Source organism: Microbacterium sp. XT11 (assembly GCF_001513675.1).
GTDB lineage: Bacteria > Actinomycetota > Actinomycetes > Actinomycetales > Microbacteriaceae > Microbacterium.
Genome location: NZ_CP013859.1, coordinates 2,498,809 through 2,520,423, shown reverse-complemented (window position 1 = coordinate 2,520,423; position 21,615 = coordinate 2,498,809). Strand labels below are relative to the sequence as shown.

The following is a 21,615-nucleotide window of genomic DNA, read 5'->3' as shown; positions in this document are numbered from 1 at the left end:
CGTCCATTGTCTCCCGGGCCTCCGACAGAGGCCCGGGAGACGGGAACTACTGTGCGGCACGCTCCAGGATCAGCTCGCGCACACGCGCGGCATCCGCCTGGCCCTTCATCGCCTTCATCACCGCGCCGATCACAGCGCCGGCTGCCTGCACCTTGCCGTCCTTGATCTTCGCGAGCACGTCGGGCTGTGCGGCGAACGCCTCGTCGATCGCAGCGATGAGCGCGCCGTCATCAGAGACCACGGCGAGACCGCGGGCGTCGACGACCTCCTGCGGAGTGCCCTCACCGGCGATGACGCCTTCCAGCACCTGGCGTGCCAGCTTGTCGGTGAGCGTCCCCGCGTCCACGAGCTGCTGCAGCGCGGCGACGTTCTCCGGGCTGACCAGATCTGCCGCTTCCTTCTCCTGCGCGTTCGCGATGCGGGTGATCTCGCCCGTCCACCACTTGCGTGCCGCGGCAGGCGATGCGCCTGCAGCGATCGTCGCCTCGACCTCGTCGAGGAGGCCGCCGTTGCGGACGTCCTGGAACTCCAGGTCCGTGAAACCCCACTCCGCCTTGAGGCGTCGGCGACGAGCGACGGGCTGCTCGGGCAGGGCGGCTCGGAGCTCCTCGATCAGCTCGGGCGCCGGCTGCACGGGAAGCAGGTCGGGCTCTGGGAAGTAGCGGTAGTCGTCGGCATCCGACTTCGGGCGGCCGGGCGACGTCGTGCCGGTGTCCTCGTGCCAGTGCCTCGTCTCCTGCACGATGGTGCCGCCGTCGGCGAGGATCTGCGCCTGCCGCTGGATCTCATAGCGCACGGCACGCTCCACCGAGCGCATCGAGTTCACGTTCTTCGTCTCGGTGCGGGTTCCGAGCTTCTCCTCGCCCCGCCGGCGCAGCGAAACGTTGGCGTCGCAGCGCAGGTTGCCACGCTCGAGACGAGCCTCGGAGATGCCGAGGCCGCGGACGATGTCGCGGATCGCGGCGACATAGGCTTTCGCCACTTCGGGCGCACGGTGCTCCGTGCCGAAGATCGTCTTCGTCACGATCTCGACGAGCGGCACACCGGCACGGTTGTAGTCGACGAGCGAATACTCGGCGCCCTGGATGCGCCCCGTCGCGCCGCCCATGTGGGTCAGCTTGCCCGCGTCCTCCTCCATGTGCGCGCGCTCGATGGGGATCTGCACGAGCGTGCCATCCTCGAGCTCGACCTCGACGGAACCCTCGAACGCGATCGGCTCGTCGTACTGCGAGATCTGGTAGTTCTTGCCGAGATCGGGGTAGAAGTAGTTCTTCCGCGCGAACCGGCTGGACTCGGCGATCGAGCAGCCCAGCGCGAGACCGAGACTGATCGACGAGCGCACCGCCGTCTCGTTCACCACGGGGAGCGAACCCGGAAGTCCGAGATCGACCGGAGCGATCAGCGTGTTGGGCGCTGCGTCGTGGTAGGCCTCGTTGGCCGGGTTCGGGGCGTCCGAGAACATCTTCGTGTTCGTGTTGAGCTCGACGTGCACCTCGAACCCCAGCACGGGCTCGAAGAGCTCGAGCGCCTTGTCGAAGTCCATGAGCTTTGCGGCGGCCATCAGCGGGTCCCTCCTGCGTGCTTCGTCTCGCTTCGCTCGCTCAGCAACCGCGGCGCTCTCGAGAGCAGCGGCGCACCCCACGAGTCGATGAGCACGGCCTCGAGAGCCGCGCCGACCCTGTACAGACGGGCGTCCTGTCGCGCCGGAGCGATGAACTGGATGCCGACGGGAAGCCCGTCCTCGTCGGCGAGTCCGCTCGGAATCGAGATGCCGGGGACGCCGGCGAGGTTCACCGGGATCGTCGTGATGTCGTTGAGGTACATCTGCAGCGGATCGTCGAGCTTCTCGCCGAGCTTGAACGCGGTCGTGGGCGCGGACGGCGTCGCGATCACGTCGACCTCGGCGAAGGCGTTCGCGAAGTCCTGCTGGATCAGCGTGCGGACCTTCTGCGCGCTGCCGTAGTACGCGTCGTAGTAGCCCGCCGAGAGAGCGTACGTGCCGAGGATGATGCGGCGCTTCACCTCGTCGCCGAAGCCCGCATCGCGCGTCGCCGACATGACGTCCTCGACCGTGGGGTTGCCGTCGGGCGTGACGCGCAGGCCGAAGCGCACGGAATCGAACTTCGCGAGGTTGCTCGACGCCTCTGCGGGGAGGATCAGGTAGTACGCGGCCACGCCGTACTCGAAGTGCGGAGCGCCGATCTCGACGATCTCCGCGCCCTGCGCCTCCATCAGCGCGAGCGCGCTGCGGAACGACGCGGCGACACCGGGCTGGAAGCCGCTGTCGGGGAGCTCTCGGATCACGCCGACCTTGAGCCCCTTGAGCACGTCGCCGCGGGCGCCCTCACGGGCTGCCTCGGCGAACGACGGCCACGCGTCGGTCAGCGAGGTGGAGTCCTTCGGATCGTGTCCGCCGATGACATCGTGCAGCAGACCTGCATCGAGCACGGTACGGGTCACCGGACCGACCTGGTCGAGGCTCGAGGCGAGAGCGATCGCCCCGTACCGGCTCACGCCTCCGTAGGTCGGCTTGACGCCCACCGTTCCCGTGACGTGCGCCGGCTGGCGGATCGAGCCACCCGTATCGGACCCGAGCGCGAGCGGGGCCTCGAAGGCCGCCACGGCAGCGGCCGACCCACCGCCGGAGCCGCCGGGGATGCGGTCGAGGTCCCATGGGTTACGGGTCGGGCCGTACGCGGAGTGCTCGGTCGACGAACCCATCGCGAACTCGTCCATGTTGGTCTTGCCGAGAGGCACCAGACCGGCCTCACGGGATCGGGCGACAACAGTCGCGTCGTAGGGCGAACGGTAGCCCTCGAGGATGCGTGAGCCGCTGGTGGTCGGCTGATCGGTGGTGACCAGTACGTCTTTGATGGCCAGCGGCACGCCGGCGATCGGGCCGAGCTGCTCCCCCGCCGCACGGCGCGCGTCGATGTCGGCGGCAGCCGCCAGGGCGCCCTCGTTCACGTGCAGGAAGGCGTGGACGTCACCGTCGACCTCTGCGATGCGGTCGAGGTGCGCCTGAGTGGCCTCGACGCTCGAGATCTCGCGCGACGTGAGCTTGTCGGCGAGCTCCGCCGCGGTCAGCCTGATGATGTCACTCACTGCTCTTCTCCCAGGATCGCGGTGACGCGGAACCGGCCGTCCGCCTGGTCCGGGGCGTTCTGCAGCACCTGCTCGTGCGTGAGCGTCTGCCCGACCACGTCGGGGCGGAAGACGTTGCTCAGCGGGATCGGGTGGCTCGTCGCGACGACATCGGCGGTCGCCACCTCCGACACCTTCGCGATGTTGTCGACGATGGCGTCGAGCTGGCCGGTGAGCCGCGACACCTCGTCATCGTTCAGCTGGATGCGCGCGAGCACGCCGAGATGGCGCACAAGATCAGGGGTGATTTCAGACACGGCTCAAGTCTACGGTGGGCGCGGAATAGGCTGTGCTCATGACGACCTACGACCCTCCTCGTCCCTGGATCTCGAGCTACGCCGAGGGCGTCCCCGAGGATCTGGCTCCCGTGGAGGGCTCACTGATCGACATCGTCGCGGCGTCGGCGAAGGACTACCCGGATGCTCCCGCGCTGCAGTTCTTCGGGCGCGAGACGTCGTACGCGCAGCTCCAGGAGTCGATCGACCGCGCGGCGGCCGGGCTCCGGGACCTCGGCGTGCGGGCGGGAGATCCTGTCGCGATCGTCCTGCCGAACTGCCCTCAGCACATCATCGCGTTCTACGCGGTGCTCCGCCTCGGCGCCGTGGTGGTCGAGCACAACCCGCTGTACACGCCGCGCGAGCTGCGCAAACAGTTCGAGGACCACGGAGCGACGCACGCGATCGTGTGGAACAAGGTCGTCGCCACGGTGCAGGACTTCCCCTCCGACCTCGCCGTCACGAACCTGATCTCGGTCGATGTGACGAGGGCGATGCCTTTCCTCACGCGTGTCGCGCTCCGCCTCCCTGTGGCCAAGGCCAGGGAGTCGCGCGCCGCGCTCACCGAGAGTGTGCGCGGAACGGTGACATGGGAGTCCCTCGTCGGCTCCGCGCCGATCCCGGCATCCCACCCGAGGCCCAGCACCGACGACCTTGCGATCATCCAGTACACGTCGGGCACGACGGGCACTCCGAAGGGAGCGTCACTGACGCACCGGAACCTGCTCGCCAACGCCGCGCAGGCGCGCGCGTGGGTGCCCTCGATCCAGCGAGGCAAGGGCTGCGTCGTGTACGCCGTCCTGCCGATGTTCCACGCATACGGTCTGACGCTCTGCCTGACATTCGCGATGTCGATGGGAGCGCGCCTCGTGCTCTTCCCGAAGTTCGACCCGGACCTCGTGCTCGACGTCGTGAAGAAGCACCCGGCGACGTTCCTCCCGCTCGTGCCGCCCATCGCCGAGCGACTGCTCTCGGCCGCCACGCGCACCGGCGTCTCCCTCGACGGCATCGAGGTGGCCATCTCCGGCGCCATGGCGCTTCCGCACGAGCTCGTCGTTCCGTTCGAGAAGGCGACCCGCGGCTACCTCGTGGAGGGTTACGGCCTCAGCGAGTGCTCCCCCGTGCTGATGGCGAACCCCGTTGCGGACAACCGCGTCCCCGGCACCGTCGGCCTGCCGTTGCCCGGGACCGAGTGCCGCGTCGTTGATCCAGAGAACCCTGCCGAGGACGTCCCTGCCGGGTCGGCGGGCGAGCTCCTCGTGCGCGGCCCGCAGGTCTTCTCCGGCTACTACGGCAAACCGGAGGAGACGGAGGCGGTGTTCGTCGACGGATGGTTCCGCACCGGCGACATCGTCACGATCGACGACGGCGGGTTCGTGCGCATCGTCGACCGCATCAAGGAGCTCATCATCACGGGCGGCTTCAACGTCGCGCCGACCGAGGTCGAGAACGCGCTGCGCCAGCATCCGGACGTCTCGGACGCGGCCGTCGTCGGGCTTCCGAGCGACCACTCGGGCGAGGAGGTCGTCGCTGCGATCGTCGTCGACGGCTCTCGCGACGTGGACGTCGAGTCGATCCGAGAGTTCGCGCGCGGCATCCTCACGCCATACAAGGTGCCGCGACGAGTCTTCGTCGTCGACGAGCTGCCGAAATCGCTCATCGGCAAGGTTCTCCGACGTCAGGTCAAGGAGAAGCTGCTCGCTCTGACAAGTGGTTCCTGACAACACCCCCAGGCGCGGCGTCCACCGAGACGCTACCCTTGGTCAGTGACTGAAGAAGACGCTGCACCCACCGACTCCCCCTCGACACCCGGATTCGAGGAGCTCGGAATCACCGGAGCCGTCCTCAAGGCCATCAAGGATCTGGGCTACGAGTCCCCCTCGCCGATTCAGGCCGCCACGATCCCCACTCTCCTCTCGGGGCGCGACGTGGTCGGCATGGCCCAGACGGGAACCGGCAAGACGGCGGCCTTCGCGCTGCCGGTGCTGGAGCGGCTCGATCTGTCGCAGAAGACGCCTCAGGCGCTCGTGCTGGCACCCACCCGCGAGCTCGCCCTGCAGGTGTGCGAGGCCTTCGAGGCGTACGCAGCCCGTATGAAGGGCGTCCACGTCCTGCCGGTGTACGGCGGGCAAGGGTACGGTGTGCAGCTGTCGGCCCTGCGTCGCGGCGTGCACGTGATCGTCGGCACCCCCGGTCGCATCATGGACCACCTCGCCAAGGGCACGCTCGACCTCTCCGAGCTGCAGTACCTCGTGCTCGACGAGGCAGACGAGATGCTGAAGATGGGCTTCGCTGAAGACGTCGAGCAGATCCTCGCGCAGACGCCGACCGAGAAGCAGGTCGCCCTGTTCTCCGCGACCATGCCGCCGCAGATCCGGCGCCTCGCGCAGCAGTACCTGCGCGATCCCGAAGAGATCACCATCAAGTCCAAGACCGCCACGAACACGAACATCACCCAGCGCTACCTCGTCGTGTCGTACGCGCAGAAGGTCGATGCGCTCACCCGGATCCTCGAGGTGGAGAACTTCGACGGGATGATCGTGTTCGTCCGCACCAAGAACGAGACGGAGACGCTCGCCGAGAAGCTGCGCGCCCGCGGCTACTCGGCCGCCGCGATCAACGGCGACGTGCCGCAGGTGCAGCGCGAGCGCAGCGTGAACCAGCTCAAGGACGGCAAGCTCGACATCCTCGTCGCCACCGACGTGGCGGCCCGTGGCCTCGACGTCGAGCGCATCAGCCACGTCGTGAACTTCGACATCCCCACCGACACCGAGTCGTACGTGCACCGCATCGGCCGCACAGGCCGCGCCGGCCGCACGGGTGACGCGATCAGCTTCATCACGCCGCGCGAGCGCTACCTGCTCAAGCACATCGAGAAGGCCACGCGTCAGCAGCCCACGCAGATGCAGCTGCCGAGCACGGAGGACGTCAACATGACGCGGCTCGCGCGCTTCGATGACGCCATCACGACGGCGCTGGCGGAGACCGAGCGCATCGAGAAGTTCCGCGACATCATCGCGCATTACGTGCGCCATCACGACGTGCCGGAGGCCGACGTCGCCGCAGCGCTCGCGGTCGTCGCCCAGGGCGATACGCCGCTGCTTCTCGACCCCGCCGACGACCCGCTGTCCAAGGCGGTCGCGTACGACAACCGTCCCCAGCAGGAGCGTGCGGCGCGCGAGCCCCGCGAGCCGAGGTCCGAGCGACGCGGGCGCGGTGACTACGCGGCGTATCGCATCGAGGTCGGGCGGCGCCACCGCGTCGAGCCGCGGCAGATCGTCGGCGCACTCGCGAACGAAGGCGGTCTCGGCCGCGACGACTTCGGTGCCATCACCATCCGACCCGACTTCTCCATCGTCGAGCTGCCGGCCAATCTCGACCCCGCGGTGCTGCACAAGCTCCGCGACACGCGGATCTCCGGTCGTCTCATCGAGATCGCCCCCGACCGCGGCGCACGTGGCGGCGCACGCCGAGACGGAGAGCGTCACGATCGACGGGGTCGGCCATCGCACGGAGACCGTGCGCCGCGCACCGACGGCGATCGATTCCGGCGGGACGAACCTCCCCGACGCGACGATCGTGCGGGGAAGCCGTTCCGCAAGCCCCGGCACAAGGGCTGACTGCGCCGGAGCTGAGGGAACGGGAGCCTGCAGCACAGGCTGACTGTGCAGAGACCGCGCACACGCCGACGAGGAGGAACGGATGCCCGCACAGCTGATCAGCATCACCGGTGTCGTTCAGGGTGTGGGCTTCCGATGGTTCACGCGCGACGCCGCCGAGGCACACGGCGTCACGGGATGGGTGCGGAACCGGCGTGACGGAAGCGTCGAAGCCGAGCTCCACGGCACAGCCGAAGACCTCGCCGCCGTGGTGCGGATGCTGCGGACGGGACCCCCGCATGCCGACGTGGCATCGCTCACCGTCGTCGACATGGCCGTTCCCTCGTCGCCACCGGACAGGTTCGAAGTGCGCTCGACCGTATGACCGCCGTCGGCTGACGTGGGGTCACCCGTCGAGCGCGGCTGGTCCCTCCGTGACCAGAAGATGGAACTGCGCCGCATCGAGGATGCGGATGCCGAGCTCTTCGGCCTTGGCGAGCTTGGAGCCCGCGCCGGGTCCGGCGGCAACGAAGTCGGTCTTCTTCGACACGCTCGATGCGGCCTTGCCGCCGGCCTTGATGATCGCCTCTTGAGCCCCTTCCCGCGTGTACCCCTCGAGGGAACCGGTGGCCACGACGGTGAGACCCTCGAGGACGCCTCCTTGGGCGACGGCCGCACCCGGTCCCGGGTGTCCCGGCGTCGCCCACTGCACGCCGGCCTCGGCCCACTGCCGCACGATCTCCTGGTGCCAATCGACCCCGAACCAGTCGATGAGCGAGTCGGCGATGATGCCACCAACGCCCTCGACGGCTGCGAGCTCTTCACGGGACGCCGCCCTGATCGCGTCCAGTGAGCCGAACCACTGGGCGAGCGCTCGCGCAGCCACCGGACCGACGTGGCGGATGTTCAGCGCGACGAGCAGTCGCCACAGCTCCTTGGTCTTCGCCTTCTCGAGCTCGGCGAGCAGCGTGAGCGCCTGCGCCGAAGGCTGCGGCCCTGTGACACCGGCCTTCTTCTCGGCAGCGCTGGGGTTGCGCCGGAACGGCGACCTGGTCTTCACGATCCCGTCGTCGTCTTCCTTCGGAAGGCCTGTCTCGGCGTCACGGACGACGACCTCGATCGGCACGAGCTGGTCGATCGTGAGAGCGAAAAGGCCCGCCTCCGTTTGGAGAGGAGGCACAGCGGGCGTCGTGGGCTGCGTGAGCGCCGCGGCAGTGACCTCACCCAGGGCCTCGATGTCGAGGGCTCCGCGCGAGCCGATGTGCTCGACGCGACCCCGGACCTGTGCCGGGCACGAACGCGCGTTGGGGCACCGCAGGTCGATGTCGCCTTCCTTCATGGGGCGCAGCGGGGTGCCGCACTCCGGGCAATCCGCGGGCATGACGAACTCGCGCTCCGTGCCGTCGCGCTTCTCGGCGACGGGCCCGAGCACCTCAGGGATCACATCCCCCGCCTTGCGGAGCACGACGGTGTCGCCGATGAGGACCCCCTTGGCCTTCACGACGTCTTTGTTGTGCAGTGTGGCCTGTCGCACGACCGAACCGGCGACGTGCGCAGGCTCCATCACGGCGAACGGGGTGGCGCGCCCCGTGCGTCCGACCGACACCACGATGTCGAGGAGCCGTGTCTGGACTTCCTCAGGCGGGTACTTGTATGCGATCGCCCATCGCGGGGCGCGACTGGTCGCGCCGAGCTCGTCATGGAGCTCCAGCTCGTCGACCTTCACCACGATCCCGTCGAGCTCGTGCTCGATGTCGTGACGGTGTTCGCCGTAGTACTCGACGAAGGAGACCACCTCGTCGATCGACGAACAGACCTTCGTGTGCGGGCTCGTAGGGAGCCCCCATTCGGCGAGAAGCCCGTACACCTCGCTCTGCGCGGCCACAGGCGGGTTCGACCAGGCGCCGATCCCGTGCACGTACAGGGCGAGCGAGTCGATGCGCAGCAGCCCGGCCTCGAGTTCGAGACCGTCCTTCTTGTCGATCTGCTGACGCAGCCCACCGCTGGCGGCGTTGCGCGGGTTGGCGAAGGCCGGGAATCGCCGAGCCGCGGCGGCCTTGGCCTTCTCCTCGTCGAACGGTTTCTTCGCGCCGGGGCGCGACTCCCACCGTGCGAGCGCATCGGCATACGCGCGCTCGCGGAATTGGGCCTGCGCAGCGTTGAGCCGTTCGAACGCGGCTACCGGGATGAACACCTCACCCCGCACCTCGACGACGTCGGGATGCCCTGTTCCGCTCAGCCGCTCGGGGATCATCGGCAGACGCAGGGCGTTCTCGGTCACGATCTCGCCGACACGCCCGTCTCCGCGGGTCGCCGCGGAGGTCAGCACGCCCTTCTCGTAGCGGAGGTTGATCGCGAGACCGTCGATCTTCAGCTCGGTGAGCCACGCGACGTCACGTCCGGCCGCGGCTCTGGTCTTGGCCGCCCACTCGCGCAGTTCTTCCACGGAGAAGACGTTGTCGAGGCTGAGCATCCGCTCGGCATGCTCGATCGTGGCGAGCCCTGTGACCTCGGCCGCGCCGACCATCTGCGTCGGCGAGTCCTGTCCTTGGAGCTCGGGATGAAGCCGCTCGAGCTCCTCGAGACGGCGCATCCACCCGTCGTACGTCGCGTCGTCGACGAGCGACGTGTCGCGGCCGTAGTAGGCCTCCTTGGCGTCGAGGATGCGGGCGGTCAGCTCCTCGGCCTCGGTACGGGCGTCTTCCAGCGAGATGTTCTCCGGCACCCCGCCAGTCTACGAGCGGGGTACGACATCCCTGCGGTCACGCGCTGACGGGAAGCGCCGAGACGGTGCGGTCGATCGTGAACTGACCGAGCACGCGCGTACCGACATACAGCACGGCGGTCTGCCCTGGCGCGACGCCGTCGAGCGGCACGTCCGGGATCACCCGGACGCCGTCGTCCTGCACGAAGGCGCGAGCGGCTACGGGTTCGGCGTGCGCACGGATCTGGACGTCGCATGCGAACTCGGCTTCGACCGGCGCAGCGCCGGCCCAGCTGAACCTCGCCCCGGAGATCTCGCCGATCGCAAGCGCCTCCTTCGGCCCCACGACCACCGTGTTCGACACCGGGCGCACCTCCAGGACGAAGCGCGGCTTGCCGTCGGGTGCGGGTACGCCCAGCTTCAGCCCCCTGCGCTGTCCCACGGTGTAGCCGTGGGCACCGTCGTGACGACCGACGACGGCACCGTCACGGTCGACGATGTCGCCCTCCGCCATGCCGACCTTCTCGGCGAGCCACCCACGTGTGTCGCCGTCCGGGATGAAGCAGATGTCATGGCTGTCCGGCTTCTGGGCGACGGTGAGACCCCGCTCGGCGGCCTCCGCACGCACCAGGGCCTTCGACGGCGTGGTGCCGAGGGGGAAATAAGTGTGCGCGAGCTGCTCCGCCGTCAGCACGCCCAGCACATACGACTGATCCTTCGCGTCGTCCGCCGCGCGATGCAGCTCGAGCCCGGACGGTCCGTCCACGAGCGTGGCGTAGTGCCCGGTGCAGACCGCGTCGAACCCGAGCTCGAGCGCGCGCTCGAGCAGCGCCGCGAACTTGATCTTCTCGTTGCACCGCATGCACGGGTTCGGCGTGCGTCCTGCCTGATACTCCGACACGAAGTCCGCGATCACATCGTCGCGGAACCGCTCGGAGAAGTCCCACACGTAGAACGGTATTCCCAGCAGGTCGGCCGCCCTGCGCGCATCCAGCGCGTCCTCGATCGTGCAGCACCCGCGACTGCCCGTGCGCAGCGTTCCGCCTGCGCGAGACAGAGCGAGGTGCACGCCGACGACATCGTGCCCGGCGTCGACCGCGCGCGCCGCCGCGACGGCCGAGTCGACGCCGCCGCTCATGGCCGCAAGAATCCGCATGAGTCCAGTCTACGAGCGGCCGCCTGTGCGGGCTCCGGACGTCCGGTTCCCAGAGGCCCTCGCATACGCATCGCCGATGGTCGCGATGACCGCGTCGACGTCGGCGTCGGTGCTGGTGCGCCCGAGCGAGAACCTCAGCACGCTCCTGGCGTCCTGTTCGCTGCGTCCCATCGCCATCACGACGTGCGACGGCTCAGCCACCCCTGCCTGGCACGCCGACCCCGTCGATGCGGCGATGCCTGCCATGTCGAGGAGGAACAGCAGGCTCTCCCCCACCGCGCCGGGGAAGAGGACGTGCGCGGTTCCGGGCAGTCTGTGCTCCGGATGTCCGAGGACCTCCGCGTTCGGCACGACCGAGCGGATGCCGGCGACGAGCCTGTCGCGCAACGCACCGAGGCGCGTCGCTTCACCCTCCCGTTCTCCGATCGCGAGGTCGAGAGCGGCCGCGAAGGCTGCGGCACCGGCGACGTCCTGGCTCCCTGCGCGCAGTCCGCGCTGCTGGGCACCGCCGTGCAGCAGAGCGGCGATGCGGGCGCTGCGCGCGACGACCAGCACCCCCACCCCCACTGGTGCGCCGATCTTGTGACCAGCGGCGCTCAGCGCGACGAGGCCGGCGCCGGACGGTGCGTCGCCTCTCAGCGACCGGAACGAGAGCGGAACGTGCCCGAGCGCCGCCACGGCATCCAGATGCAGCGGAACGGCCTGAGCGGCGGCGGCCGCGGCCAGTGCGGGCGCGTCGTTCACGGTGCCCGATTCGTTGTTGGCGATGAGGGCCGTCGACAGGGCGGCTCCGGGGAGCGCCCGCGCGAAGTCCGGGACGGGGATACGGGCGGTCGGGTCGACGGGCACCGGCCGGAGAACGGCGCCGGCCTTCACCAGGGCGGAGACCGTCTCCATGGTGGCGTGGTGCTCGGCATCCGGCATCACGATCGCGTCTGCTCCGTCGTCACGTGAGCTCCACAGGCCCTGCAGGGCGAGGTTGATCGACTCGGTGCCGCCCGACGTGAACACGACCTCGATGGGATCGCAGTCGAGGGCGGCGGCGACGCGCTCACGCGATCCCTCGAGCAGACGCCGGGCGTCCTGCCCCGCACCGTGCGTCGACGACGCGTTCCCGACCACCTCGGTGGCCGCCAGCCAGGCGTCACGCGCCTCGGGGCGCAACGGAGTCGTCGCCGCGTGGTCGAGATAATGCCGCATCCCTCTACTCTCCCCCACTTTCCGCGAACCGGCGCCCGCCGCGCAGACATCTGGAACCGAGTGCGCGCTGTCGTGCGACTCGATCACATCCCTTTAGTGTGTACTCATGCCCGTGTCCAGAGACTTCAGCGTGCCCGGGGGCTCCGCCCTCGACAATCTCGGCGTGCGCCTGCACGACGGTGTCGGCACACTCCGCGTCTGGTCCCAGAACGCGTCGTCGGTCGAACTCGTGGTCTTCGACTCGACCGACCTCGACTGGGTCACCGACCAGACCGGGCTCGAGCGCCTTCCCGGCGGGGTGTGGGAGGTGACCACTCCCCTTCTGCAACCGGGGGTCCGCTATGCGCTGCGCGTCGGCGGGCCGCACGGCCCCGGCAACACCTTCAATCCCGAGACCCTGCTCATCGACCCGTATGCGCGCGGCCTGGCACAGGGCGACGGCTACGAGGAGTGGCGCTCCGTCGTGATCGTCGACGGCTTCGACTGGGGCGAGTCGCGCAAGCCGCGGGTGCCGCTCGACCGCACGGTGCTCTACGAGGGCCATCTCAAGGGGATGACCAAGCGGCATCCGGACGTCCCGCCGGCGCTTCACGGAACGTATGCGGGACTCGCGCATCCTGCAATGATCGAGTACTTCCACAGCCTCGGCATCACCTCGATCGAGCTGCTTCCCGTACAGGCGTTCGTGTCCGAGCCCCGGCTTCTCGAGCGCGGGCTGTCGAACTACTGGGGCTACAACACCCTCAACTTCTTCACGCCGCATGCGGCGTACGCGACCGAGGAGGCGCGCAAGGGCGGTCCCGAGGCCGTGCTCGCCGAGTTCAAGGGCATGGTGCGGCTGCTCCACGAGGCCGGTCTCGAGGTGATCCTCGACGTCGTGTACAACCACACCGCCGAAGAGGGGCTGGGCGGACCGCGATGGAGTCTGCGCGGCATCGACAACGCCGGGTACTACCGGCAGGAGCCCAACGGTGCGTACATCGACACGACGGGCTGTGGCAACACGCTGAACACCGCCACGGATGCCGCAGCGCGTCTCGTTCTCGACTCCCTGCGGTACTGGGCGGAGGACATGCAGATCGACGGTTTCCGGTTCGATCTCGCCACAGCCATCGCGCGCGACGCCGGCCACTCGTACGACCGCGAGCACCCGCTCCTGCGCGCGATCGCGAACGACCCCGTGCTCGCCGACACGAAGCTGATCGCGGAGCCGTGGGATGTGGGCCTCGGCGGTTGGCAGACCGGCAACTTCCCGGCGGGGTGGCATGAGTGGAACGACCGCTACCGCGACCGGGTGCGGAACTTCTGGCTCAGCGACATCGACTATGCCCGACGCGCATCCGCTCCCGTCGGCATCGGCGGCTTCGCGACGCGACTCGCCGGATCGTCGAACACCTTCTCGGAAGACCGCGGCCCCCTTGCGAGCATCAACTACGTCACGGCGCACGATGGCTTCACGCTGCACGACCTGGTGTCGTACGACGTCAAGCACAACGAGGCCAACGGCGAGCACAACCGCGACGGCGCCGACATGAACCGTTCCTTCAACCATGGCGTCGAAGGGCCCACCGACGACCCTGCGGTGCTCGCCGCACGACGCAAGGCCATGCGCAACCTGCTCGGCACCCTCCTGCTGTCCGCGGGCATCCCCATGCTCACCGCCGGCGACGAGGTGGGACGCACCCAGCGCGGCAACAACAACGCGTATGCGCAGGACTCCGCGCTCACGTGGCTGTCGTGGGATTTCGAGCCGTGGCAGGACGATCTGCGTTCGCACGTCGCGCGGCTGATCCGGCTGCGCGGGGAGAACCCTGCCCTGCGTCCGAGCCGCTATGCGCGGCTCGGGGAACACATCCCCAACGCGTCCGTCATGGACTGGTACGACCAGAACGGCGAGACGATGGAGAGCGATCAGTGGAACGACCCGGGTAACCGCACGCTGCAGTATGTCGCCGCGTCGACGCCCGATCGCGAGCCCGCCAACCGCATCCTCCTGATCGTGCACGGCACGGAGTCTCCGATCGACGTGCGTCTTCCGGAGGACCTCGACGGCGCTACGCGGTTCGTGTCGCTGTGGTCGAGCGCCGAGGAACGCCCGTCCGATGACGAGGAGGTCTTCGCCCCGGGCGACGTGCTGCCGATCCCGGGTACGTCGATGCGTCTGTTCCGCGTCGAATAGCACGCGCCGACGCCCCGCCACGCCGCTACCCGCGCCGACCGGGGAGCGGTACATTCGGGATGTGGCTGCACGTGCGAGTACCCGACCCCCGGCTTTCCGGAGCCCTTCCGAGATCCCGCTGCGTCCGCTCGGCGATGGCGCAGACGACAGGGGCCTGCGTACGACCCGCATCCCCCTGCTCGACGGGACCCCGCGCGTGCCTGGGGACTATACGCCGAAGGCGTTCGTCGGCGAAGTCGTGCCGTTCAGCGTCGTCGCATTCCGCGAGGGCCACGACCTCATCGGCGTACAGCTCCGGCTCACCGCCCCTGACGGCAGCGAGAGCCTCCACCGGATGGACGCACGCGCCGACGGCACCGATCGCTGGCACACCCGGGTCGCGCTCGACGCGCAGGGCGCCTGGACGTTCCGCTTCGAGGCGTTCTCCGATGACTTCGCCACCTGGGCGCACGCCGCCGAGCTCAAGGTCGCGGCGGGCGTGGATGTGGAGGTCATGGCAGCCCTCGGAGCGGCTCTCCTCGCTCGGGCTGCCGGTGAGCGAGACCGGCCCGCCGCACAGCGCAAGATGCTGTCGCGCCGCGCAGAAACCCTGCGGAGCGGCGATGCCGCAGCGGCACTCTCCGCTTCGACGGATGCCGAGCTCGCGGCCGTCTTCCGGGAGCGCCCCGTCACCACGCTCCGCTCATCCTCGTCATCCCGCCCGCTACTGGTCGAAAGAACCACGGCCGGCGTCGGTGCCTGGTACGAACTCTTCCCGCGGTCAGAGGGGGCCAGGCGGCTGAAGGACGGCTCGGTCAAGAGCGGCACGTTCCGGACCGCAGCCAAACGCCTGCCCGGAGTCGCCGCCATGGGCTTCGACGTCGTGTACCTCGTGCCCATCCACCCGATCGGCACGACCAACCGCAAAGGACGCAACAACACACTCACCGCGGAGCCGGGCGACCCCGGATCCCCGTACGCCATCGGCGCGCCCGAGGGCGGTCACGACGCGGTCCACCCCGACCTCGGCACCGCGGCGGATTTCCGTGCGTTCGTGCGCGCTGCGCGCAAGGAAGGACTCGAGGTCGCCCTCGACCTCGCACTGCAGGCCTCACCCGATCATCCCTGGGTGGCCGAGCATCCGGAATGGTTCACCACGCTGCCCGACGGGACGATCGCGTACGCCGAGAACCCCCCGAAGAAGTACCAGGACATCTACCCCCTGAATTTCGACAACGATCCGGAGGGCATCTACCGCGAGATGCTCCGCATCGTCCGGTACTGGGTCTCCCAGGGCGTGAAGATCTTCCGCGTCGACAACCCGCACACGAAGCCGCTGCAGTTCTGGGAGTGGCTGATCGCGGAGGTCAACGCGGAGGATCCGGACGTGATCTTCCTCGCGGAGGCCTTCACCCGACCAGCCGTGATGCGCGCGCTGGCGGCGGTCGGATTCCAACAGAGCTACAGCTACTTCACGTGGCGCAACACCAAAGCCGAACTCGAGGAGTTCCTCGGCTCCATCTCGCACGAGACGTGCGACTACATGCGACCTAACCTCTTCGTGAACACGCACGACATCCTCACCGAGTACCTGCAGTTCGGAGGAAGGGCGGCGTACCGCATCCGCGCCTGCATCGCGGCCACCGCAGCCCCGGTGTACGGCGTCTACGCCGGGTACGAGCTGTTCGAGAACGTCGCGCGGCCCGGTTCCGAGGAGAACATCGACAACGAGAAGTACGAGTACAAGTTCCGCGACTGGGATGCAGCCGAGGACGCGGGCGACTCGCTGGCCCCGCTGCTGCGACGCCTGAACCAGATCCGCCGAGAGCACCCCGCGCTGTCGCAGCTGCGCAATCTCTCGCTGCACTGGAGTGATGACGACGCGATCCTGGTGTACAGCAAGCACCTCGACGCGGCCTTCACGGGAACCGGATCGAACGACACGATCATCGTCGTCGCGAACGTGGATCCGCACTCCGTGCGCGAGACGACGGTGCATCTCGACACATCGGTGTGGGGTGTGCCGCCCGGTGAGCCCTTCGAGGTCGAAGACCTCCTCACCGGATCGGTCTGGACCTGGACCGATCACAACTACGTGCGCCTCGACGCGTTCGCCGAGCCGGTGCACATCCTCAAGGTTAGGGAGCGATCATGAGCTACGTGGAAGACGTCACGTCATCCTCCGAATGGTCGGCCGTCGCGGCGGCCTCCCACCACGACCCGCACTCGGTGCTGGGGGCGCATCCCTTCGTCGACGCGGCCGACCGCACGATGACGCTGATCCGAGTGCGACGACCGTTGGCCGCCTCGGTGGCGGCCGTGTTCCGCGACGGCACTCGGCTCGACCTGCAGCACGTGGCGCACGGCATCTGGGAGGCTCAGCACGACGGTCCCCCCGTCGCCTATCGGATCGCCACGTCCTACGAGGGCGGCGAAGAGCACGTCACCGGCGATCCGTATCGCCACCTGCCGACGCTCGGCGAGCTCGATCTCCACCTCATCGCCGAGGGCCGTCACGAACGCCTGTGGGAGGTGCTGGGCGCGCATCCGCGGACCATCGACGGCGACAGCGGTGTGGCATTCGCCGTGTGGGCGCCGAACGCCACCGCGGTACGCGTCGTCGGCGACCACAACGGGTGGAACGGCGAGACGCACGCGATGCGCTCCATGGGGGTCAGCGGGATCTGGGAGCTCTTCATCCCCGACCTGGGGCCTGGCGCCGTCTACAAATACGAGATCCGCACGCGCTCCGGTGCGTGGATCCTGAAAGCCGACCCCATGGCGCAGCTCGCCCAGGTTCCGCCCGAGACCGCGTCCGTGGTCACGAACTCGTCGTACTCGTGGTCGGATGCCGCGTGGATGACGCGCAGGGCGGCGACTCACGCCGTCGCGCAGCCGCTGTCGGTGTACGAGGTTCACCTCGGCTCGTGGCGTCAAGGACTCGGGTACCGCGACATCGCGGATCCGCTGATCGCGCACGTAAAGGAAGCCGGGTTCACCCACGTCGAGTTCATGCCCTTGGCGGAGCATCCGTTCGGCGGGTCATGGGGATACCAGGTGTCGGGGTACTACGCGCCCACGAGCCGCTTCGGCTCCCCCGACGACCTGCGCTACCTCATCGACCGGCTGCACCAGGCCGGCATCGGCGTGATCATGGACTGGGTTCCCGGTCACTTCCCGAAGGACGGATTCGCGCTCGCCCGATTCGACGGTCAGGCGCTCTACGAGCATCCTGACCCGCGGCGCGGCGAACACCAGGACTGGGGGACGCTCATCTTCGACTACGGACGCCCCGAGGTCAGGGGCTTCCTCGTGGCGAACGCTCTCTACTGGCTGAGCGAGTTCCACGTGGATGGGCTGCGCGTCGACGCCGTGGCCTCGATGCTGTACCTCGACTACTCCCGCAAACCGGGCGAATGGGAGCCCAACATCCACGGCGGGCGCGAGAACCTGGAGGCGATCCGGTTCCTGCAGGAGGTGAACGCCACGGCGTACCGCTTGCACCCGGGCATCCTCATGATCGCCGAGGAGTCGACCTCGTTCCCCGGCGTCACCGCGCCGACCGACCATGCAGGACTCGGGTTCGGGTTCAAGTGGAACATGGGGTGGATGAACGACTCGCTCCAGTACATCGAGCGCGATCCGATGTATCGCGCGCACCATGAAGGAGAGATGACGTTCTCGTTCGTCTATGCGTTCGGCGAGAACTATCTGCTCCCCATCAGCCACGACGAGGTGGTCCACGGCAAAGGCAGCCTCCTGTCGAAGATGCCGGGTGACCACTGGCACAAGCTGGCCAACGTGCGCGCATACCTCGCCTACATGTGGGGTCACCCCGGCAAGAAGCTGCTCTTCATGGGGCAGGAGTTCGGTCAGCTCGCCGAATGGTCGGAGTCACGGGAGCTGGACTGGTGGCTCCTCGACCAGCCGTCGCACGCACAGCTGCAGAGCTTCGTCGGCGCGCTGAACCGGACGTACCGGGCGCAGGCGCCGCTCTGGGAGCGGGACAACGACGGGTCGTCCTTCAGCCGGATCGGCGGGCCCTCCTGGGACCCGACCGTGATCGCGTTCGAACGCCGTGACGCGCACGGCGGGCGGCTCGTGGTCGTCAGCAACTTCGCCGGGGTGGAGCGCGGCGGATACCGGCTCGAGCTCCCCCGTGAAGGGGTGTGGAACGAGATCCTCAACTCGGATGCCGCAGAGTTCGGCGGTCGCGGATCGGGCAACCTCGGGATGGTGGTCGCGGTCGCCGCCGACGGCGGCGCTCCGACGGCGACGCTCACCCTTCCCGCTCTCTCGACCATCTGGTTGCGGTACCAGGGAGAGCCGCACGTCCCCACCGTCAACCACGGGTGAGTGATCGATGCGCCCGGAGACCCGGGCGCATCGACCGCTCAGAACAGGAGCGACGTGAGCCGAGTGCGCGCGGCCGCGACGCGAGGGTCGGCGGCGCCGATCAGACCGAAGAGCTCGACGAGGCGCTCACGTACCGGGGTGCGCTCGGCGGCGGGAAGCTTCTCGAACAGATCGAGCAGGCGTGCGAACGCATCGTCGACATGACCGCCCGCGATGTCGAGATCCGCGACGTCGAACTGCGCCTGCACGTCGAGAGGGGCCGCAGCCGCCGCCGCACGTGCCTCCTGCAGGTCGAGGCGCTGCACCCGGGAGAGGAGCTTCACCTGACCGAGTCCGGCGATCGCATCCTCGTCGCGCGGGTTCTCAGCAAGCGCCTTCTCATATGCGGTGATCGCCGCCGCATAGTCACCCGCCTCGATGGCGGCGAACGCCTCAGCGTGCAGAGGCGGAAGGGGCGGCTCTTCAGGTGTCCCACTCTGTCCCCCGCCGTCGCCGACCGGAAGGGTGCCGGAGACGCCGTTCTGCGCCGCCACCTGCAGCAGCTGGGCGAAGACGTCGCGCACCTGCTGCTCGGGGACGGCACCGGTGAACATCGGCACCGGCTGCCCTGCGATCAGCGCGACCACCATGGGGATCGACTGCGCGCGGAAGCTCTGCGCCAGCTGCGGGTTGGCGTCGACATCGACCTTCGCGAGCAGCACCCTGCCCGCCAGCTCCCTCGTCACCTTCTCGATGATCGGGCTGAGCTGCTTGCAGGGCCCGCACCATTCGGCCCAGAGGTCGACCACGACCGGAACCGATCGGGAGATCTCCAGGATCTCGCCGAAGGTCTGATCGGTCGCATCGACGACCACGTCGGTGATGCCCGGCGAAGGTGCCGCCTGCGCGGCCGGTGCAATGGGGCGCCCCCTGAGGGACGAGAGATCGACGGCGCCGCGAAGGGCTGCGGGTGAGATGTCGCTCACTTGATGACCTGCTCTCCAAGAACGTCCTGGTGATAGCCGAGAAGCCGGATCTGCTCCGTGGAACCCTGTGCGGGGACCGCGAAGAAGAGCTGGATGATGTACGTCGACTCGATGCCCGACTTCGATTCCGTCACACCGGTGAGCGCCTTCGCTTGGGCGTTGTCGTTGAACCGGATGACGGCGTCGGGGTTCGTCGGCGTCACGCGCTGCGTGTCGACGACGGAGACTCCGACGATCGCGCCGCTGTCGAGCGTCGTCAGCGCCACCGGAGGTGCCGCGTCGTACGGCGTCATGTCGAAGGTCGCCTGCGACGTCTCGGATGCTCCGCTGTCGGCGAGCTTCTGCACGATGCCCTGTCTGCTGTCCCGGATCGACTGGGCGAGCGCCAGCGTCTGCTCATCGAACGAAGACGCCGATGCGCTCTTGTCGGCCTCATCGACGACGTCCGAGAACGCCGCGGCGAGCTTGCCGGGGGCGATGCTGAGGAACGCGGAATCCGCCGGGACGAGTGCGGTGCCCAGCCAGGCCGCCGCCACGTTGAGCTCGAGCTTGTCGGAGGACACGTCTGCGATGTTGGTGACCTTGTAGTTCGACCACGGGTCGGCCTGGGTCATCGTGAGAAGCACCTGCGGCGAGTCGTCGGAGCCCTTGTTCTTCGAGACCGTGAGGACGGTTCGCGGCCAGCGGTCGGTGGCCTCTGGGAGGATCACCTGCACGTCGTCGGTCGGGATGGCCGTCGGGGCCGGCGTCTCGGGGATCGCCGCGCGAAGGCGGTATTCGGTGGTCCTCGCCGCCAGCGCCGAGCCGTCGAGGCGCGTCTTGGCCAGTTCGATGTCCAGAGCGGCGTCCGCTTGCGAGAGCGTCGACGAGATCTCTCCGAGGATCCGCGTCGCCTGCGCTTCCGTGACCGCCGGTGGCTTCTGGTTCTCCGGCGCGATCACCGTCGGGGTCGGCGTGGGTTCCGCACTCGGCGTCCCCAGCTGCGGCCACGAGTCGGCGGAACAGCCGGCGGCGAGAAGGGCGGTGAGACCAAGAGCGGGCACCGCCAGCATCCGCCGACGAGACCGACGCGCGGGCCGAGAGCGCATCTCGGACGTCCCCTCGCGAGAGGGCGCTCCATCCTCATTCTTCGCCCCCGGGGTCTCCGGGTTCGTTGCGCCGTCGGGAGCAGCGTCGTCACGGGATCCCGGGCCCGAGATGGCTGCCCGATCGGCTGCCGGGATCGCCTCCAGGTCGATCGGCTCGGTCACGGGCAGCGGGCCCGGCCCCTTGCGGCGCGGACCACGCCCGCGCCGCTGATGACGGATGCCGAGGATGTACAGCACCAGCCCGATCAGCAGCACCACGACGCCGGAGGCGACGAGGGGGCCCGCGGCGGGGGTCGAGGTGTCGAGCGGCCACGAGACGGTGATGTCGTCCGGCGCCGCCTTCGAGCCGTCGTATGCGACGAGCATGCTCACACCTTCGGGGAGCATCAGGTCATCGGCGATCAGCGCGTCCTTGTCGGTGTACGAGTCGAGCCACAGGTCCGATCCGGAGGGATTGCGCCCCGCGGCCGCGGCGTCCGCAGGAGGAGCATCCGCTCCCTCGGCGCCCTCGTCGGGCGCTGGGGTCTCCGACGGCGTCGTCGACGAGTCGCCCTGCGATGCTGCGGGCACCAGCTCGACGTCGATGGCGCCCTTCTTGTTCATGGTCACGTGGTTGTAATCCGTGTCGGCGAGCCACGCCTTCATGTCGGCGGTGCGGCCGTACGCGGCGAAGATGTCCCCCTCACCGCGGATGAGGAGCGTCTGCGTGCCGGGGTGCTCGCGGAGCACGGCGCCGTCGATCATGATGAACGGAGCCGGGTCGCCGACCTCCACACTCACCTGCTGCGAGGACGGTCCAAGGAAGATCGTCCGCTGAGCGATGCCGGCGCCGATCAGCCCGAGGGCCACCACGAAGGCCACGACGGCCCATACGAAACGCACGAATAGTCTCCTCACGCGACCAGCGGGTGAGTCCACGGTCGCAACACTCGACATTTCAGACTAGCGAAAGCACCTGTGTGTTGCCCAC

General features: G+C 68.7%; 14 protein-coding genes. 6 read left to right on the top strand and 8 right to left on the bottom strand.

Features of this window, described 5'->3' with window-relative positions:
* Positions 1-46: 46 nt before the first annotated feature.
* Genes gatB through gatC form a run of 3 tightly spaced genes read right to left on the bottom strand, consistent with a single transcriptional unit; the run spans position 47 to position 3,401 of the window.
* Positions 47-1,561 carry an Asp-tRNA(Asn)/Glu-tRNA(Gln) amidotransferase subunit GatB gene (gatB, locus tag AB663_RS11815; RefSeq protein WP_067199215.1) on the bottom strand — a complete coding sequence of 505 codons (1,515 nt, stop codon included), beginning with the start codon at positions 1,559-1,561 and terminating at the stop codon, positions 47-49.
* Complete coding sequence (gene gatA / locus AB663_RS11810) at positions 1,561-3,105, bottom strand: Asp-tRNA(Asn)/Glu-tRNA(Gln) amidotransferase subunit GatA (RefSeq protein ID WP_067199211.1); 1,545 nt, start codon at positions 3,103-3,105, stop codon at positions 1,561-1,563. The genes gatB and gatA overlap by 1 nt, the downstream gene beginning before the upstream one ends.
* A complete protein-coding gene (gene gatC / locus AB663_RS11805) occupies positions 3,102-3,401 on the bottom strand; it encodes an Asp-tRNA(Asn)/Glu-tRNA(Gln) amidotransferase subunit GatC (protein ID WP_083511229.1) in 300 nt (99 codons plus the stop codon). Before gatC ends, gatA begins: the two co-directional genes overlap by 4 nt.
* A gap of 38 nt (positions 3,402-3,439) precedes the next feature.
* On the opposite strand from gatC, the gene AB663_RS11800 reads away from it, so the two are divergent.
* The 3 genes from AB663_RS11800 to AB663_RS11790 all read left to right on the top strand — a co-directional run bounded on the left by AB663_RS11800 (position 3,440) and on the right by AB663_RS11790 (position 7,403).
* The gene (locus AB663_RS11800; RefSeq protein ID WP_067202665.1) at positions 3,440-5,140 is read left to right on the top strand and encodes a long-chain-fatty-acid--CoA ligase; all 1,701 of its coding nucleotides are present in this window, start codon (positions 3,440-3,442) and stop codon (positions 5,138-5,140) included.
* A gap of 45 nt (positions 5,141-5,185) precedes the next feature.
* Positions 5,186-7,039 (top strand): DEAD/DEAH box helicase, encoded by a 1,854-nt coding sequence (locus tag AB663_RS11795; protein ID WP_067199205.1) that lies wholly within the window; start codon positions 5,186-5,188, stop codon positions 7,037-7,039.
* An 82-nt stretch (positions 7,040-7,121) separates the two neighbouring features.
* Positions 7,122-7,403 (top strand): acylphosphatase, encoded by a 282-nt coding sequence (locus AB663_RS11790; protein ID WP_067199201.1) that lies wholly within the window; start codon positions 7,122-7,124, stop codon positions 7,401-7,403.
* Between the two features lie 21 nt (positions 7,404-7,424).
* On the opposite strand, the gene ligA is transcribed toward AB663_RS11790, so the two are convergent.
* The 3 genes from ligA to AB663_RS11775 are packed head-to-tail and all read right to left on the bottom strand — an operon-like array spanning position 7,425 to position 12,078.
* Positions 7,425-9,743, bottom strand: coding sequence for an NAD-dependent DNA ligase LigA (ligA, locus tag AB663_RS11785; protein ID WP_067199198.1), 2,319 nt, complete (start codon positions 9,741-9,743; stop codon positions 7,425-7,427).
* 37 nt (positions 9,744-9,780) lie between these two features.
* Entirely contained in the window at positions 9,781-10,878 is a 1,098-nt protein-coding gene (gene mnmA, locus AB663_RS11780) for a tRNA 2-thiouridine(34) synthase MnmA (protein ID WP_083511228.1), read from the bottom strand.
* Between the two features lie 9 nt (positions 10,879-10,887).
* Positions 10,888-12,078 (bottom strand): cysteine desulfurase family protein, encoded by a 1,191-nt coding sequence (locus tag AB663_RS11775; RefSeq protein WP_067199191.1) that lies wholly within the window; start codon positions 12,076-12,078, stop codon positions 10,888-10,890.
* Between the two features lie 106 nt (positions 12,079-12,184).
* Here AB663_RS11775 and glgX point away from each other — a divergent pair, with 106 nt between their 5' ends.
* The 3 genes from glgX (at position 12,185) to glgB (ending at position 18,592) form a co-directional block, all read left to right on the top strand.
* Complete coding sequence (glgX, locus tag AB663_RS11770; RefSeq protein ID WP_067199188.1) at positions 12,185-14,257, top strand: glycogen debranching protein GlgX; 2,073 nt, start codon at positions 12,185-12,187, stop codon at positions 14,255-14,257.
* Between the two features lie 61 nt (positions 14,258-14,318).
* Positions 14,319-16,391: an alpha-1,4-glucan--maltose-1-phosphate maltosyltransferase gene (locus AB663_RS11765; RefSeq protein WP_198147863.1), complete on the top strand. Its 2,073-nt coding sequence runs from the start codon at positions 14,319-14,321 to the stop codon at positions 16,389-16,391.
* On the top strand, positions 16,388-18,592 hold the full coding sequence (gene glgB, locus AB663_RS11760; protein WP_067199186.1) for a 1,4-alpha-glucan branching protein GlgB: 2,205 nt from the start codon (positions 16,388-16,390) through the stop codon (positions 18,590-18,592). Before AB663_RS11765 ends, glgB begins: the two co-directional genes overlap by 4 nt.
* A gap of 38 nt (positions 18,593-18,630) precedes the next feature.
* Here the strand turns inward: glgB and AB663_RS11755 are convergent, their stop codons facing one another.
* Complete coding sequence (locus AB663_RS11755; protein ID WP_067199184.1) at positions 18,631-19,557, bottom strand: tetratricopeptide repeat protein; 927 nt, start codon at positions 19,555-19,557, stop codon at positions 18,631-18,633.
* The gene (locus AB663_RS11750) at positions 19,554-21,527 is read right to left on the bottom strand and encodes a hypothetical protein (RefSeq protein WP_067199182.1); all 1,974 of its coding nucleotides are present in this window, start codon (positions 21,525-21,527) and stop codon (positions 19,554-19,556) included. The genes AB663_RS11755 and AB663_RS11750 overlap by 4 nt, the downstream gene beginning before the upstream one ends.
* Positions 21,528-21,615 lie beyond the last annotated feature (88 nt).